Here is a 16,602-nt window from a genome sequence, read left to right as displayed (position 1 = left end):
ATCACGGACGGAGAAACCATGCGCGATCCGCGCTCGGTGCGATGCACCTACTACCTGGAGTCGGAAATCGACCCTGCAAAAGCCGCAGCCATCATGGCAGGCGAACAATCCAGCGGCACGTTCATGCCAGTACCCGGCGAGTCAGCCCGAATCCGGGAGCGGCACGCCGCACGTGTCTCAGAGGTCCAGGAGCTCGGCTTCTGCCGCCCCTCACTGCCGTCACGGTCCACCCCGGAGAAGGTCCGCGCAGCGCTCGTCACAGTCGAGTTCCCGATGGAAAATATCGGTACCGATCTGGCCACCCTCCAGACCGCAATCGCCGGCAACCTCTTCGAACTGGGCGATCTCTACGCTTGCAGGCTGCAGGACATCGCCCTCCCCGAGGACTTTGTTGCCGCCCATCCCGGCCCGGCTTTCGGCATCGAAGGGACGCGCAAACTCATCAGCGACGTTCAGGGCGTCATGGTGGGAACCATCGTCAAACCCAACGTCGGGCTTTCGGAAGAGGAATTCCGGCTCGTGGTGCGGGACTTGGCCATGGCATCCATCGACCTGATCAAAGACGACGAGTTGATGACCGACCCCGCGTACCTGCCCTTGGAACGCCGGGTTGCTGTCGCTACCGAAGAAATCCGCGCCGCAGAGCAGGTCACCGGCCACTCCACCATGTATGCCTTCAACATCACCGGGGACCTCGCCGGCCTCAAAAGGCGCCATGACCTGGTGGTCGAAGCCGGCGGCCGGTGCGTGATGCTGAACATCCCGGTCATGGGCCTTCCTGCATTGGCCCTGCTGCGCAGCTTCGCCGAAGTTCCCATCCACGGCCACCGCGCCGGCCTCGCCGCCTCGATGCGGTCCAAAGGCCTCGGCATGGACTACCGGGTGTGGCAGCAGATGGCACGCCTCGCCGGCGCGGACCATCTCCATGCCAGCGGACTCGGAAGCAAGTTCTACGAACTGGACGAAGAAGTCGCCGCGAACATCCGCAGCCTGCTCCAACCCTTGGGACAGACCTTCGCACCCCTGCCCGTCCTGTCCTCGGGCCAAAACGTCACCACCCCAGGGCCCACTTTCGAGGCCGTAGGCTCCACAGACCTCATGATGCTCGCCGGCGGCGGCGTCGCCGCCCACCCGGACGGCCCCGGGGCCGGGGTGCGCAGCCTGCGTCAGGCCTGGGAAGCTGCCGTAGCCGGCGTACCTTTGCAGGAAGCTGCACACAAACGCTCCCACAGCGGGGACGACGCCCTCCTGCACGCAGTCCAAACCTTCGGGAAAGGTGTCTGAAGATGCCCGCCTTCGGTTTCGTCGCCGACGACCTCACGGGAGCCGCCGATGTCCTGGCCCAGTCCCACCGCTACGGGCTGGAAGCTGTCCTCGTCATTGGCGACTCTCCGCTGCCCACCGATGCTGACGTCGTCGGAATCGCCGGACCGGCCAGGTCCCTGGCCGGTGAGGCCTTCGATGCCTTGGTTGCCCGTGACCTTGCCGCCATTGCACAACTGAACCTGGAAGTGCTGCTCTACAAGGTCTGTTCCACGTTCGATAGTTCCCCCACCGTCGGCAGCATCGGCCGCGGAATTCAGTTGCTGCATCAGCAGTTTCCCCTCCACGGACCAGTCCCTGTAGTGCCGGCCCAGCCCGGGTTCGGTCGCTACACAGCCTTCAGCAACCACTACGCGAGCTACGCCGGCAAGACCTACCGGCTGGACCGCCACCCCGTCATGTCCAAGCATCCCTCCACCCCCATGGCCGAAGCCGACCTGCGCCAAGTCCTCGCCGAACAGCTCGGCAGCGCCGCCCGGGAACCGGGTGCCATTCACCTGCCCACCTATGACGACGGGACGTTCAAGGACGCCTGGGCAGACCGGCGACGGGACCACAACGCACAGGCCTTCGTGGTGGATGCAGTTGACGAACAGCACATGGATACAGTCGCCGAAGCCCTGACCCGCGAGCGGCATGGACACGGGCCCTCCCTTGTTGTGGGCTCCGGTGGAATCATGGCGGCCCTCGCCAGGTCTGTTTCGGACCAGGCTCCCCGCACTTCGGGCCCGCAGCAGCCATCAGGACCCGTGCTGGCCATCAGCGCCTCCGCTTCCAGCACCACAGCAGAGCAGATCAACGACGCCGTCTCCCACGGTTGGGAGGACGCGCCTGTTTCGGCTGAGCTACTACAGGGTCACGACGCCGGAGCCCTGGCCGCGCTGGATCGGCACGTTTCAAAGGCCCTTCAGTTGGGCCGCAACGTGGTGGTCCACACCACCCGGGGTCCTGGAGATCCCCGGTACGGCGCGACCAAACCGGCCGACCCCGGGTACGTTGGGGGATTAATCGGAGGGATCGCCGCCCGGATGGCCCAAGCCGGACTCACCCACGACATCGCCGTCTGTGGCGGCGACACCTCCAGCCACGCACTTATCGCCATGGGCGTTCGCCAGCTGCGGGTATCTGACCAGTTCGTCACAGCCGGCCCCATCCTGCAGGCCGACGACGACTCCGCAGTGGGCGGGTGCAGGCTCCTGCTCAAAGGCGGGCAGGTGGGCCCCACAGACATCCTGCGCCGATTCACCGGCCAGCTCCCCCGCTGACTCCCCCAACAAAACTCATCACCAGAACCATCGAAAGGCGGCCCACATGCGGGCAGTAGTCAAAAACGCAGCTGAACGAGGCGTCTCGTACGTCACCGATGCCGGCGACCCCAAGGCAACCGAGGGATCGGTGGTCATCGAAGTCGGCGCGGCTTCCCTCTGCGGCACCGACCGCGAACTCTACGAATGGACCCCCTCGGCCCAGGCCTTCAACCTCAACCTTCCGGTGGTCCTCGGTCACGAAGGCGCGGGCACCGTCGTCGAAATCGGTCCCGGCGTCACCGGCCTCAATGTCGGCGACCAAGTTGCCCTCGAAAGCCACCTGACCTGTGGCCAGTGCTTCCCCTGCCGCACAGGAGACGCGCACACCTGCGAACGCACAGGCATCTTGGGCATGCACATCGACGGCGTCTTCGCCCAGTACGCCGCCGTGCCGCAGGACATCTGCGTCAAACTCCCTACCGGCCTGTCCCTGGAATCCGGCGCTCTTCTTGAAGCAGCCGGCGTCGCAGTCCACGCCATCCAGAGGGCCGACTACTCCGTCGCGGGGAGGGCAGTTCTCGTCAGCGGAGCAGGACCAGTGGGCCTCGTCGTGGTGAACCTCGCACTACTCATGGGTGCCTCCCACGTCATCGCCGTCGACCCCAATCCCTACCGCCGCGCCCAAGCCGGAAAGCTCGGCGCAACCGCGCTGCATCCCAACGACGGGATCGTTGAACGCTGCCGCGAACTGACCGGGCGCCGTGGCGGATTCGACGTCGCCTTCGAATGCTCCGGAGCACCAGGCACACTGGCAACCCTTTTCGAAGCCGTCCGCCGCGAAGCCACCGTCATCACCGTCGGACACCCCAGCCGCCCCGCGGAAGTTGATATTGCGGCATACATCAACAAGAAGGGCATCACATTGCGTGGCATCTTCGGACGTCGGCTCTGGGAAACCTGGGAACAAAGCCTGCTGCTGCTGGACTCCGGAAAATTGGACCTCGACTGGCTCATCACCCACCGCATGAAACTCAGCCAAATCGACGAAGCCGTAGAACTCCTCACAGGAGACGCCTGCAAAGTCCTGCTCATCCCGAACCTCGGCTAAATGGTCCCTCAGGCCAAGGGGTTTCGTCCGTTTTGCGCGGCCTGGGCCGACTAGAGGAGAGGCGGGGTGTGCACGTATGAGCACACCCCACTGTCCTTTGCGCTACCGGCCGGGCCATGGCGGCTGCACTCTCACGTCGGAGTGGGTCTTTATCGTGGACGATGTGCGCAGACGCGGCTGACAAGGCAACGATCAGCCACACGAGGGGGTTTGCTGTGCCCGAGGTGGGACTCGAACGGGATTCTGGGTCATGGGAACACTGGGAAGCAGCGGAAACATGCGGAATCCGGACCAATCCGGCGGTTGTCCGAGCCAGTCCCAGTAGGAAAGTGTGGACTTTGTCCACACTTTCCTACTGCTAATTTGTGTGCCTCCAGATCGAGGATGGCTGAGGGGGCCCAAGACCAAACAGGCTGCGACATGAGTAACTACAACACGGCCAGGAATCACAAACGATCTATCTTGCCGCACGACAACGCCGTCATCGCGGCGAGGCCGATGCGATACCGATTCGTGGAGGAGCCTCAATAGATCGCCACTGTCCTGCTCGATGCCGCCGACTACTCCGAGGGGCGCCACCCGGATATGTTCAGCGGGTTCAGCCGGGAGAAGTACAGCGAACCCGTGCCGTACTCCATCGCTTGCTCATCAAGCCAGGGCAGCCACGTCACCCATCCAACTGATCACGAGCTTGATGAGGTACGACGCCCATGTGCCCGACGTGGCTGATCAAACTCGCAGAACAGGCTGAACAGAGCTGGGAAGGATCAAGTCGGCTCAGGCGTTAGTGGCCCTTGAAGGCTTCGGCCAGCCACCACGCTCCGCCGTCAGAGGCGATTCGTGCGTCAATGACCAGCGGTGCCTGACGGGGGCCGGACAACCACTCCCCAACCGGTGTGAGGTCTTCCAGTCCCCGAACCGTCACGGTTGCCGCTCCATAACCCGCCGCGATGGCGGCAATATCCGTGGTTGGAAACCTCACTACCTCAAGGTCCTCATCATCCGCCTCAAAGTGGTGGACTTCGGCCCCGTACGCGGAATCGTTGTAGACGATGACCACCAAAGGAATGCATTCGCGAACGGCGGTCTCGAGTTCTGAAATCGCCATGAGGAAACCACCATCTCCGGTACCTAGGACGGGTAAGCGGTCAGGCCTGGCAATCGCAGCCCCGATGGCCGTGGAAAGACCCAGTCCAATCGACTGGAACGCCTGGGTAAAGCAGAAACCGAACTCATCAGGGACGGCCAGATAGGTGCTGGGGTAGCCCATGAAGTTCCCTGAATCCACGGCCACTATGCGATTTTCCGGCAGGATCATGTCCAATTCACGGCTCAACACGCGAGGGTCGATGGTCTCACCGCTGGAAAGGTCTTCCGTTTCCACCGAGTTCCACCGGCCGTGCTCGGCGATGCGTTGCGCCATCTCTCGCGTGCGGAATCCGCTGGCCTTGTATCCAGTGGAGCGCACTTCATTAAGGACCGCGGCCGCTGTCTCAGCGCAATCTCCCAAGATTCCAAGATCGATGGGGCGGTTGGCGCCAAGGGCTGAGTCGTTAAGGTCCACCTGCACCACCGTGGCGGACTCGCCGATGAGAGTGCCGTGACGCATGGTCCACATGTTCAACGCGCAACCCCACCCCACAATGAGATCTGCTTCTGAGATGGTTTCCGCCGTGAACGGGGAAGAAAACCCACCGGAGATGCCGAGGTTGTAGGGGTCGCCGTTGAAGAGGCCGTGCGCCACTGCCGATGTCGCCACCAGGGCGCCCACCTCGTCTGCGAGCGCGGCAATTTCCGGTCCTGCTTCCCGTCCGCCGCGCCCTGCCACAAATACTGGTCGGTTGGCACGCTGAATGAGTCCTGTGAGCTGCGAAATGGCTGCCTGGGTTGGCCTGATGCGCTGCGGAGGAGCGAGGGGTGCAGTTTGCTGTGTATCTTCAGTAACCCGAGTGTCTTGAATGTCGGTGGGCAAGGACAAAACCACTGTTCGACGTTGGTTAACCGCTGTTCGGTAAGCGCGTACGGTGTCTGCCACCGCAGTTTCAGCGCTGTGAACCCGTTCAGCGACGGCCCCGACGCTGACGGCGAGTGCGTCTTGATCGATGTTGAAGTTGGAGCGGGTGGCCGATGCCGCCGTGTCTGCGGTGAGGAGGATCATTGGGGTCCGGCTCTTGGCTGCCTCGCCAATGCCGGTGATGGCATTGGTCAGTCCGCATCCTTGGTGGGTAGTGGCAATTCCCATTTTGCCGGACATGCGGCCGTAGGCATCAGCCATGGTCGCAGCGCCTCCCTCGTGTCTGGCTGCGGTGTAGGGGACGCCGGCTTTGCGCAGGGCATTGGTCACCACGAAGTTGCCACTGCCCACCACGCCGAAGACATGACCCACGCCAAGCCTGGCGAGTGTAGTCCCAACGAGTTCCGCCACATTGGCAGTGCCCGGTCCAGAGATGTCCAGCGTGGATGCGGTACCGGCCTGGGGGTTGCTGGTTGTAAGTGTCATGCGTTTTTCTCCTTCAGGGAGGTAAGGGTCCACGTCTGGACGTAGTGACGCACGTCAGGCGTTTATGAGTGCGAGTACACGGGCAGGGCTTCCAGTTCCGCCCACAATCGGCAGGGGTGCCACGATGAGGGCTGCCCCGACTGGCGGGAGCTTGGAAAGGTTACGAAGTGAAGTGACACCGTATTTGTCATGACCCAGCAAAAAGTGGTGCGCGGGAAAAGGGGGCTTTTGGCCGGCGGCGGCGCCGCCGTCAATCCCTACGGTTTCCACGCCGATGCCGGACAACGAGGATTCTTCAGCGATCCACCGGGCACATTCCACTGTGAGCCCGGGTGAATGGGGGCCCTGTTGGTCATTGTTAAGGAACTGTTGTCGGTCATCGGCCCGGGCTTCCCATCCGGTGCGGATGAGCAGCCAGCCGCCCTCGGGGATGGGACCGTGGTTGGATTCCCAGGCTTTGATGTGGTGGATGTCCAGAAGGAAGTCGTGATCAGCGGCAACCTCCTTGGTCACGTCCAGGACCAGGGCCGGCCCTATCAGGCGGGCCGGCTCGATCCTGGCCACATCTTTGCCGCCGCGCCCGGTGATCCAGTGCACCGGGGCGTCCACATGCGTGCCGATGTGCTCCCCCGTATGAATGTTGTGATGCTTCCAATAGGGGCCGGGTTGGTTGTAGGCGGAGACCTCCTCGAGGCTGAAGTCGATGAGGTTCGCGAACGGCTCGGGTAGTTCCAAGGTTGGCGTGGAGTGGGAAAGTTCGGTGGTCAGGTCTATGACGTCGATCCATCGTGTTGCGAGACCCTCGAGCAGATGGGCGACGCCCAGCTGGGCGACACTGCCCTGAGGCACGTCCGTAGTGCTGTTCCGTTCCATGAGTACGTTCCTTGATAGAGGGATTTTGCCCTTTGACCCGGGCAGGGCCCGTGAAGAGTCAAACGGGTCTTGTGGCAGCGACGTTAGCACCCGCGCACTCCGTCCGGAACAGCTTTTCAAGGCACACATCACGAGTTACCCGGAAAGGCATAGCCCCTGGCAAAACAGGCATTCGACGTGCTCATGGCTTAGGGAGAAACTGAATTAGCAGCTGTAACGCCCATCACAGTCCATCCGCTTCGGCAGTAGGGCCCAAGCCCCACCTCAACCGTCCCGACCGCGACAACGACGTCGCTCCGGCCGGACGGACGCCACAGCATTTACCAAGGAGCCCCAATGTCCGATCACCTGCAGCCCTTGCAAGGGCAACGACCCGGAGTCCGCCGGTACGTTGTCGCCTCGCTCGTAGGCAATGCCTTGGAATGGTATGACTTTTTCCTGTATGCCACTGCTTCGGCAGTAGTCTTCGGCAGGCTGTTCTTTCCTGCGGACGTCGACCCGCTCGTCGGCACCATGGCAGCGTTCGCCGGTTTCGCCGTCGGATTCGCTGCAAGGCCCTTGGGCGGCATCATCTTCGGCCATATCGGTGACAGGCTGGGCCGAAAACGGGCCTTGGTCATGACACTTACCATCATGGGGATCAGCACAGCACTTATGGGCTTGCTGCCAACCTACGCCCAGGTTGGACTCTGGGCCCCCACGTTGCTGATCCTGCTCCGCATCGTCCAAGGCATCGCAGCAGGCGGCGAGTGGGGCGGCGGTGTCTTGTTGATAAGTGAGAACTCCTCGGACTCCCGACGAGGAATGCTCTCAGCCTTCAGCCAAGGTGGCATCTCGCTGGGCTTCGTTCTTTCATCATTGGCCTTCTTCCTCGTGCAACTGATGCCTGACGAACAGTTCATGGCCTGGGGCTGGCGCGTTCCATTCCTCCTGAGCTTCGTTTTGCTCGCCGTGGGCGCTTACATCCGCTTCCGGTTGCCCGAAAGCAAGGAGTTCACTGCCGTTAGCGAGACAAAGCAGCACCGGCTCCCGGTGCTGGCCGCCATCAAAACACACCCCAGGGAGATCCTGGTTGCCATGGGCCTCCGCGTCGCCGAAAACGGTGGCTCTTACATTTTCCTTTCGTTCTCCATCGCATACGGAGTTCACGTCGGCGTGGACAAGGGGCTGCTCCTGATGGCAGTGGCCGTGTCCATGCTCGTTTCGTTTGGTACCTATATCTTCTTCGGCTATCTTTCGGACCGGATCGGGCGGAGGCCCGTGTACGCCCTCGGCGCGATCGGCATGGGCGCCATGGCATTCCCCTTCTTCGCCATGATCGATTCCAATACCCCAGCGGTGGTTATCCTGGCCTTCCTGGTGGGGAACGGCATCTGCCACGGGGCCATGATCGGAACACAGCCGGCCTTCTTCCACGAGCTGTTCTCCGCTGAAGTGCGTTACTCCGCTATGGCGATAGCCCACGAGCTCGCAGCAGTTTTCGCCGGGGGGTTCGCACCTCTCATCGCCACGGCCCTGCTGCTCCAGTTCGGTACCTCGGTCCCGGTGTCCCTTTACGTAATCGGGATGGTCCTCATCACCCTCATAGCGCTGATGTTCTCCCGCCGAGGTAGCAAGGCCGAAGAGCGCCACATAACAGAACGCACCGTACAGAGCGTGACGTAGGGAGCCGGAGAAAATCTCACCCTGCTTGCAGTGACGCTTATGAAAGGAAGTACCGTGACGGTCTCCATTATTGGGACAGGACAGTCCCCCTACACCCGGCATCCCGCTGCCGGAACAGACACCTCCAGCGTGATTGCACGCGCCGTAAGCAACGCCCTCAAAGATTGCGGCCTGCGGCCAAGCGACGTTGACGGGTTCGCAGTTTCCAGTTTCACCCTCGGCCCCGATCACGCTATTGATTTGGCATGGCGGATGGGTTTGCGTTTGTCATGGCTGATGCAGGACACAAATGGCGGCGCCAGTGCGGGAGGCATGCTCCAACATGCTGTCAGGGCCATCGAAGCCGGCGACGTAAAGGTCATAGTCCTCGCCGCAGGGGATGTGATGGATCAAGCAGCTTTCTCCCGCCTGGTAGCCAGCTATAACAAGGCCACCGAGGACCATCTGGCGCCGCTACCCATGAACGGCCCGAACGCCCTGTTTGCCATGTTGACCACCCGTCAGATGGAGAAGCTCGGCCTCAACCGGGAAGACTACGGCCGTATCGCTGTGGCGCAACGCGAGTGGGCCGCCGACAACCCGGGTGCCGTGTACCGGAACCCACTGAGCCTTGATGAATACCTCAACGCCCCCATGGTTGCCACACCCCTTGGTAGGTACGACTGCGTACCGCCTGTCACCGGAGCCGATGCCGTGGTAGTCATGGCAGATAGCGGCAAAGGAACGCCCCGGGCGAAAGTGCTCACCGTTCGGGCCTCCTACAACCCGGACCAGCAATCAGGTGACGGATTGGTCACCGGACTCCGGGACTGCGCTCCCATTGGCTGGGACCAAGCGGGGATAGGACCCGAGGACATAGGCCTCGCTTGCGTCTATGACGACTACCCGGCCATGGTGGTGGCTCAACTTTCAGATCTGGGAATCCTTTCCGACCACGACGATCCGGCAACATTCATCAAAGCCCGGCTCGCCACCCGCCAGTTGCCCGTGAACACCTCCGGCGGGCAGCTTTCCGCCGGCCAAGCGGGAGCCTCCGGTGGCATGCACGGGCTAGTTGAAGCTGCGAGTCAGCTCCTGGGTCGAGCCGGGGCACGTCAGGTAGCTGCACGGTATGCAGTGATCAGCGGCTACGGCATGGTCCTCTACCGCTACGGGGCTTGTGCCACCATGTCGGTTCTGGAGGCAGCACGATGAGCGCGGCAATCCAAACCTGCCTGAACTGCGGGAACCTTTCCTTCCCCTCGCGGCTTTTCTGCCCCGAGTGCGGGCAGGAGAACTTTGCAACGGTGCTGGTGGATCACGGGGACGTTGCCGAAACAACGCGTCTATCCGACGGCACGCTTCTGGCAACGCTGAAAATCCCGGGTGGGCCGTTCGTCGTCGGGCGTGTAACCGGCGGCACGGCAACCTACGGTGACCGTTTGCTACTTGCGAACCATCTGAACAACGACGGCGTCTTCGCCTACCTTCCACTCCACTCACCTGTGAACGAAGAAACCACGAACGAGGAACAACCATGAATTTTGGGTTTGCCCACCAAAGCCTACGGCCGATGACGATACCGCAGATGCTGCTCGAACGCGCCCGCAAAGCTCCTTCGGCTCCACTGTTCCGCTGTGGGGAGGTCCGCAGGGACAGCACCATGGTGGTTGAGGCCGCAGCCCGCACGGGTGGATTGCTGCAGAAAGCCGGAATCCAGGCCGGCCAGAGCGTTGCCCTGATGTCTTCCAACAGGACCGAACTGATGGACTTCATCTTGGGGTGCGCGTGGATCGGCGCAGTTGCCGTACCGATCAACACCGCCTGCCGAGGTGAACAACTGCGGCACATCCTGAGCAACGCTGAACCCGGGCTGGTTGTTACCGAGAGCGAATTCCTTCCCCACCTTGCTGCCCTCGGCCAGGCGCCTGGCCGGGTGAAGATCTGGGTTCTCGATGAGGAGGGCGCACAAACCCATCCTGAATTGAAGGTCGAAGCTGTACCTGAAGCCACCGCCCCCATCGAGCCCCTGGCCACCGGCCCGGCAGAAACAGCAGCCATCCTGTACACCTCCGGAACCACGGGAGTGTCCAAAGGTGTTCTGTGCCCGCAGGGACAGTTCTATTGGTGGGCGGCGAACATGTCCGATCAACTGGGGCTCCGGCCCGATGACGTGCTGTACACCTGCTTGCCGCTGTTCCATACCAATGCCCTCAACGCCTTCATGCAAGCGGTGCTCTGTGGCGGTGAGTACGTGCTTGGGCCAAGGTTCTCTGCCACGCGATTCTGGGCCGATGCATCCTCAGCCGGAGCAACGGTGACCTATCTTCTCGGCGCCATGGTGGGCATACTCGACAGCCGCGCCCCAGGCCCCGGCGACCGTGAACATCAGATCCGGTTGGCGCTCTCACCTGCCACGCCGTCGCGACTGGTTGAGCCCTTCAGGGAAAGGTTCGGGGTGCAGCTCCTGGACGGCTATGGCTCGACCGAAACCAACTCCGTCATCGGATCCACACCTCAACAATGGCGGCCAGGCTACATGGGTAAGGTCAGGCCGGGATTCTCCATCCGCGTGGTGGACACCGACGGCGTCCCGGTGCCCAATGGCCAGCCGGGCGAGCTGCTGATACGCAGCGATCAACCGCACGCCATGGCCACCGGCTATCACCACATGCCCCAGGCCACGGCGAAAGCGTGGCAGGACCTTTGGTTCCACAGTGGCGATCGAGTAGTAATCGACGACGACGGTTGGGTGCGGTTTGTTGACCGGATCAAGGACGTGATCCGCCGACGCGGCGAAAACATCTCCTCCCTTGAAGTGGAGCAGGTTCTCCGTCAACACCCTGCCATCCAGGAAGCTGCCGTTTACGCCGTCGACTCTGAACTCGGCGAAGACGAAGTCATGGCCGCCCTGATCCTCCGGGAGCCGGTTGATTTTAGCGAGCTATGTCAGTTCTGCGCTCCCCGTCTCGCCTCGTTCGCCATCCCCCGGTTTTTCCGCACCGTGGACGAACTGCCCCAGACGGAGAACGGCAAGGTGCGCAAGCAGGTTCTGAAGGCCGCCGGCCGAGCTGCTGCCCAATGGGATCGGGAAGTGGCGCAGCCCAGGCACACAACTGCAGTCGGTGCCCACTGACCCGCGACCACTCTCTGGAGCGCCGGCTGTGGAAGGCAGCCGCCCGTAGGATAAGCGTATGGACCTGCGGGCGCTGCTGACTACCCACCTGAAGCTGCGCCACCTTGTCATCGTGCTCGCCGTTTCAGAACACGGAAGCCTGGTTCGGGCGGCCGAGGAACTTTATCTCACACAACCGGCGCTCAGCCGTGCCCTGCGGGAAGCCGAGCACGCTGTGGGCGCGTCCCTTTTTGAGCGGACGGGGCGCGGCATGGTGCCAACACCGGCCGGCGCGGCCTGTCTTGAGCACGCCAAGGCGATAGTAGGACACCTCAGTACGTTGCGGCGCCGGGTGGACGAACTCAATGACCCTGATGCCGGCCTTGTACAGGTTGGGGCTCACGTAACGGGCGCTAATCTCTTGTTGCCGCGGGCCGTTGCCAGGCTCATGGCTGACAAGCCTCGGGTTGAAGTTCGCCTGCGCGAGGCACCCCCTGAAACCCTCATCCAAGAATTGGGCAGTGGGGATTTGGACCTGCTCGTGGGTCGAGTGACAGATCACGCCAGCACAGCGCGGTTAAGGCTTATCCCGCTCTACCGGGAAGAGTTCCGGATTGTGGCAGCATCGACACACCCTGCGCACGATCTGCCCGATGTGTCGTTGCACGATTTGGTCGCGAGTAGGTGGGTGGTGCCGCTGGCCAATACTCCCCTGCGGGACGAACTGGAACTGAACTTCAAGAACGCAGGTCTGGCCCCGCCTGCACAGCACGTCGAAGCGGGGGCACCGGCGACTTTACGTACCCTCGTTGTGGAGGGCGGTTTCCTTGCGCTCATGCCGGAGTCCATGGCAGTGGCCGAACCACATATCAAAATCCTCGACCTGCATCTGGATGGCCTGGCACAGCAGGTTGGTTTGCTCCTGCATCCGGACCGCCCACTGACTCCCAGCGCGGCGCTGCTCGCCGACAAACTTCGGGAAGTCGGCAGCGAGATGGAACGAAACCTTGCCTCTGGTGTCGAACACATTCCCTAGTGACCGGCCCCAAGGCGCATCAGCAGATAGCGCGGTGCGCTCGATGGCTGCGCGGTACCTGGATCCCGTGCCGCCGTCTCTCCCGACCACCCCTAAAAGAGTAGAAGGCACCACCACCCGTACGCAGTGCGGCATATCCATCACCGTGTCAACAATTGTCAACACGTTAAAGCAAAAACCCCTCCGTAGAGGGGGTTTGCCGTGCCCGAGGTGGGACTCGAACGGGATTCCAAGCTTTGGCATTGCTGGGAAGTGTCGGAAACAGGCGGAATCCGGGGCGTCCGGTGGTTGTACGAGGCAATCCGAGGTGGAAGTGTAGACATTGTCCACACTTCCATTTTGGCCGTTTTCGAGCACCCTACACAGGGGCCAGACACCATCGCCGCACCCGTGTGCGGCGCCTGCAAATGTGCACCGCCTAGTTCTAGGTGACTACTTACAGGACACGACACAGTCGTCATGCAGCCGGTCCGGACGATGCAGGGACGTCCAAGACACGTCCTACGCCACCTCAGACCCGCGCCCGCCCGAGATCTTCTTCAACTGCCGCAGTACCCCGCGAAGCGAGTTCGTCCACTACTCTCCGCGCCCCGCGAACCGCTATGGCCACACTCATCAGTGTCGGGTTCATGGCTGTGGCCGTGGGGATGAGCGCGTTTCCGCCGACCACCAGGTTTTCGTAGCCCCACACACGCGACCATGGATCAGCTACCGATGTGCCGTCGTCGGACGCACCCATGCGCATCGTTCCTTGGTAGTGGAGGCTGGACCCGTTCGGCATGAGCCGGGGCTCTGCCACGAAGACGCCCAACGCATTGCCGGCGCGGCGCAGACGTGCGGTGGCGTCTTCAATCTCCGCATTCTCCCGTTCGGTGAGGGAATAGCTGATGGTCATGTTCGGGAATCCCCGGTAGTCCAGCTCGTTGTCGTCAAACGTCACGCCGTCCTCAACGCGCGGGTGCTTGCGCATCCCGTAGCCCATGTTGACGTAGCCCCAGCGGTTCCGGGCGTGCGGCGCATCCGCCGCCATAGGGAACGGCGTCGTCTCGGAGTACATGACCTGGACGGAGAAGGGGTGGTCGGGTTCGGAAAACGGGATTCTGTTAACGGCGGCCACGGGATCGGCAGGGTTCTGCGCGCGGCGGGCCAGCTCAGCTTCCAGGTCCGTTTCGCTGGCAAACCTTTCCATTTTCTGAGGATCGAGTGCCACAGTGGAGATGACCACGGGGTGTTCTGTCAGATAGCGCCCCAACGCCGCTGGCCTGATCCCGGAAGTCCACAACAATTGGGGCGACCGGAAGGCATCCGCTGCTACCACCACGACGTCGGCGGGAACGAAAGTGGTCTCCCCCGTGCGAAGGTCCTCCACCGTGACCCCTGTGGTGCGGTTTCCATCAGTTTCCACGCAGCGGACCAGCGAGAGGTCACGGAGTTCAAATCTCTCGGACAATGGGGACCGGGGATCGATGAGCGGTCCTAGGACGACGTCCGCTCCTGCCCATCGCATGGAACCGTCAGGCTGGGGGTCCCCCGCGACGGGAAGCGTATCCACGCCGTACCCTTCGGGCAATTCGCCCTCAAACTCCTCCTGCAGCAGGGAACGGATGGCTGCCCCGACGCCGGAGTCGGCGAAGGCGGCACTCTGCACGTGCAGCAGGTCTTTGGCGGAAGCGAGCAGGTCTTCCCACTCGTCGTCGGCAATGAACGGAACTTTTTCGCTGAAGGCCGGCGACGGCGTCGCGCACGTCCAGTGGGCGCCTTGACCCCCGACGTTGGTGGCCGCTGCGGCGGCGGGGAACGTCTCTGCGTGGGCCGATCCCGCTGCTCCGAAATCCAGGAGATGAGTACCTTGGCGCGCGGTGAACATGCCTTCGGTCACGGTCCCGGCCGGGATGCCAAGCGACTCCCGATATGCCCCGGATTGCGGCCCCTGCGACATCTCGCGCGCTTTGGCCTTCTGATCGGGGTCGGCGATGTTGCGCACGCTTTCGCCGGGCCGGTCGGTCAGCTGCGGTCCTGCTTCGAACATGATGACGCGGGCATCGGGTGTGCCTTCCACCAGAAGCCTGGCGTACGCTGAGCCGATTGGTCCGCTGCCAACAATGGCTATGGTCTGATTCTTGGACATTGATTCTCCTTGGTGGAATGTCAGGCCGACAGGGGCTCAGGAACTTCTGACTGGGTAGTTTCCGCTTCGTCCGTCAGGCGACCTTGGGGAAGCAGGACGGCGGCAATGATGCCGATTGCGTATGCACACGCGAGTGCGATGAAGATTGGAACGAACAGCTGTCCATAAATTCCGGCGACGGCTTCCTGGATTTCCGGCGTTGCTTGCTGCACAGCATGCGGGGTGAGGCTGGCCGCAGTGAGGCCGGAGGGCAGGAGGGCCGCAACCCCGAAACCGATGGTGCCTCCGATGATGGCTGTAGCTACCGTGGAACCAACTTGCCTCACCAGATTTACTGTCGCGGTGATGCTGCCTGTCTGGCTGAGGGGTGCTGCACTTTGGACGACTGCAACGATCAGGCTCATGAAGGACCCTGTCCCGATACCCACAAATCCCATGACGATCATGGGTACCCACAACGGAAGACCGATCGGCAGCCAGGCCATCACAAAAAGCCCCATCGACCCCATGCACGTACCAATAATGGTGAATACCCGGTACCGTCCAGTGCGGCTCGCCAACCACCCGGTCAGAAGGTTGCTGACCAGCATGCCAAGGACCGTAGCAATAGGCACAAGCCCTGAGACGGTTGCGCTGACTTGGTAAGCCATCTGGAAGTAGGTGGGAAGGTAGGCGGTGATAGAGAAAAGTCCGACGCCGATAATCGCCGAAAGTGCGGTGCATGCGGCTATGGTTCGGTTGGCAAACAGGTGCAAAGGGACCATGGGTTCAGGGGCTCGGCGTTCAATAATGAAGAACCCCAGCAAGGCCACGCCACTGACTACCAGGGCCGCCAATGCTTGCGCCCCGCCGCTTCGTTCCGCAGCCCAGGTGACACCCAGGACAAGAAATACCAAGCCCACAGTGAACGCGACAGCGCCTGTCACGTCGTAGTGGCGTGGGGCAACGCCACGTTCCAGTTTGGGAACAGCAACGTATGCGAGCGCCAGGGCGATCACACCCACCGGTACGTTGACCCAGAAAACCCAGGACCAGCCCCAGTAATCGGTGATCGCCCCGCCAAGGATTGGCCCTATTAGGATTGCGGCTGGAAACGCTGCTCCGATGATCGCGAGGTATCGGGGGCGTTCCCTGGGTGTGGTCACCCTGGCGACGATGGTCTGCGACATTAATTGGAGGCCGGCAGAGCTCATTCCCTGTATTACACGGAAGGTAACAAGCCACGTCATGTTTTGGGCGAACCCGCAGGCGAGGGACGCCAAGAGGAAGACCACCAAGGAAACCATGAAGACGTGCCGTGGGCCGAGCACATCTCCGAGCTTTCCCAGGATGGGCAAGAGAACTGTGCTGGCGAGGGTGTAACCAACCACCACCCAGCTCATGAGCTCCAGTGCTCCGAGTTCGCCGGCGATGGTGGCCAGCGATGTGGAGACGACGGTGTGGTCGAGTGCCCCCAAGAAGGACACGGTCAGCAGGGACGCGACGAGGAAGCGAAATCTTATGGGTGAGAGTGGCATGGTGTTCTGCCCGAACGATCGGGCCGTCGACGCGACGGTTTGTGCCTCGGCGGCATCGTCACTGCCGAGAACGGATCTTTGAAGAGATCCCGACGCCACTTTCATTCTATC

The 16,602-nt window shown here is 62.3% G+C and carries 12 protein-coding genes and 1 pseudogene; 9 read left to right on the top strand and 4 right to left on the bottom strand.

Annotated elements, in window-relative coordinates:
• The first annotated feature begins 18 nt into the window (after nucleotides 1-18).
• The 4 genes and pseudogenes from ABIE35_RS18600 to ABIE35_RS18585 all read left to right on the top strand — a co-directional run.
• Nucleotides 19-1,284 carry a RuBisCO large subunit C-terminal-like domain-containing protein gene (locus ABIE35_RS18600; protein WP_354517221.1) on the top strand — a complete coding sequence of 422 codons (1,266 nt, stop codon included), beginning with the start codon at nucleotides 19-21 and terminating at the stop codon, nucleotides 1,282-1,284.
• Nucleotides 1,285-1,286: 2 nt separating this feature from the next.
• Entirely contained in the window at nucleotides 1,287-2,588 is a 1,302-nt protein-coding gene (locus tag ABIE35_RS18595; RefSeq protein WP_354517219.1) for a four-carbon acid sugar kinase family protein, read from the top strand.
• 46 nt (nucleotides 2,589-2,634) lie between these two features.
• Nucleotides 2,635-3,678: an alcohol dehydrogenase catalytic domain-containing protein gene (locus tag ABIE35_RS18590; protein WP_354517217.1), complete on the top strand. Its 1,044-nt coding sequence runs from the start codon at nucleotides 2,635-2,637 to the stop codon at nucleotides 3,676-3,678.
• Between the two features lie 417 nt (nucleotides 3,679-4,095).
• Nucleotides 4,096-4,393, top strand: a pseudogene (locus ABIE35_RS18585) (glycogen debranching N-terminal domain-containing protein); the annotation flags it as partial.
• A gap of 69 nt (nucleotides 4,394-4,462) precedes the next feature.
• On the opposite strand, the gene ABIE35_RS18580 reads toward ABIE35_RS18585, so the two are convergent.
• Together ABIE35_RS18580 and ABIE35_RS18575 are read right to left on the bottom strand one after the other, a co-directional pair.
• Nucleotides 4,463-6,178, bottom strand: coding sequence for a thiamine pyrophosphate-binding protein (locus tag ABIE35_RS18580; RefSeq protein ID WP_354517216.1), 1,716 nt, complete (start codon nucleotides 6,176-6,178; stop codon nucleotides 4,463-4,465).
• 54 nt (nucleotides 6,179-6,232) lie between these two features.
• Complete coding sequence (locus ABIE35_RS18575; RefSeq protein ID WP_354517214.1) at nucleotides 6,233-7,051, bottom strand: cyclase family protein; 819 nt, start codon at nucleotides 7,049-7,051, stop codon at nucleotides 6,233-6,235.
• A gap of 336 nt (nucleotides 7,052-7,387) precedes the next feature.
• Here ABIE35_RS18575 and ABIE35_RS18570 point away from each other — a divergent pair, with 336 nt between their 5' ends.
• From ABIE35_RS18570 to ABIE35_RS18550, 5 genes are read left to right on the top strand one after another with little or no spacing between them, the layout of a single operon-like run.
• Nucleotides 7,388-8,716 carry an MFS transporter gene (locus ABIE35_RS18570; protein ID WP_354517212.1) on the top strand — a complete coding sequence of 443 codons (1,329 nt, stop codon included), beginning with the start codon at nucleotides 7,388-7,390 and terminating at the stop codon, nucleotides 8,714-8,716.
• 54 nt (nucleotides 8,717-8,770) lie between these two features.
• The gene (locus ABIE35_RS18565; RefSeq protein WP_354517210.1) at nucleotides 8,771-9,910 is read left to right on the top strand and encodes a thiolase family protein; all 1,140 of its coding nucleotides are present in this window, start codon (nucleotides 8,771-8,773) and stop codon (nucleotides 9,908-9,910) included.
• On the top strand, nucleotides 9,907-10,236 hold the full coding sequence (locus ABIE35_RS18560; protein WP_354517208.1) for a zinc ribbon domain-containing protein: 330 nt from the start codon (nucleotides 9,907-9,909) through the stop codon (nucleotides 10,234-10,236). Before ABIE35_RS18565 ends, ABIE35_RS18560 begins: the two co-directional genes overlap by 4 nt.
• Nucleotides 10,233-11,831: an ATP-dependent acyl-CoA ligase gene (locus ABIE35_RS18555; RefSeq protein WP_354517207.1), complete on the top strand. Its 1,599-nt coding sequence runs from the start codon at nucleotides 10,233-10,235 to the stop codon at nucleotides 11,829-11,831. Before ABIE35_RS18560 ends, ABIE35_RS18555 begins: the two co-directional genes overlap by 4 nt.
• A gap of 58 nt (nucleotides 11,832-11,889) precedes the next feature.
• Nucleotides 11,890-12,846, top strand: coding sequence for a LysR substrate-binding domain-containing protein (locus tag ABIE35_RS18550; RefSeq protein ID WP_354517205.1), 957 nt, complete (start codon nucleotides 11,890-11,892; stop codon nucleotides 12,844-12,846).
• A 511-nt stretch (nucleotides 12,847-13,357) separates the two neighbouring features.
• Here the strand turns inward: ABIE35_RS18550 and ABIE35_RS18545 are convergent.
• Both ABIE35_RS18545 and ABIE35_RS18540 read right to left on the bottom strand, forming a co-directional pair.
• Nucleotides 13,358-14,974 (bottom strand): GMC oxidoreductase, encoded by a 1,617-nt coding sequence (locus ABIE35_RS18545; protein ID WP_354517203.1) that lies wholly within the window; start codon nucleotides 14,972-14,974, stop codon nucleotides 13,358-13,360.
• A gap of 20 nt (nucleotides 14,975-14,994) precedes the next feature.
• Nucleotides 14,995-16,596 carry an MDR family MFS transporter gene (locus ABIE35_RS18540; RefSeq protein ID WP_502921394.1) on the bottom strand — a complete coding sequence of 534 codons (1,602 nt, stop codon included), beginning with the start codon at nucleotides 16,594-16,596 and terminating at the stop codon, nucleotides 14,995-14,997.
• Nucleotides 16,597-16,602 lie beyond the last annotated feature (6 nt).

The organism is Paenarthrobacter sp. 4246 (assembly GCF_040546855.1).
GTDB lineage: Bacteria > Actinomycetota > Actinomycetes > Actinomycetales > Micrococcaceae > Arthrobacter.
This window is presented reverse-complemented; position numbering and strand designations above follow the sequence as displayed.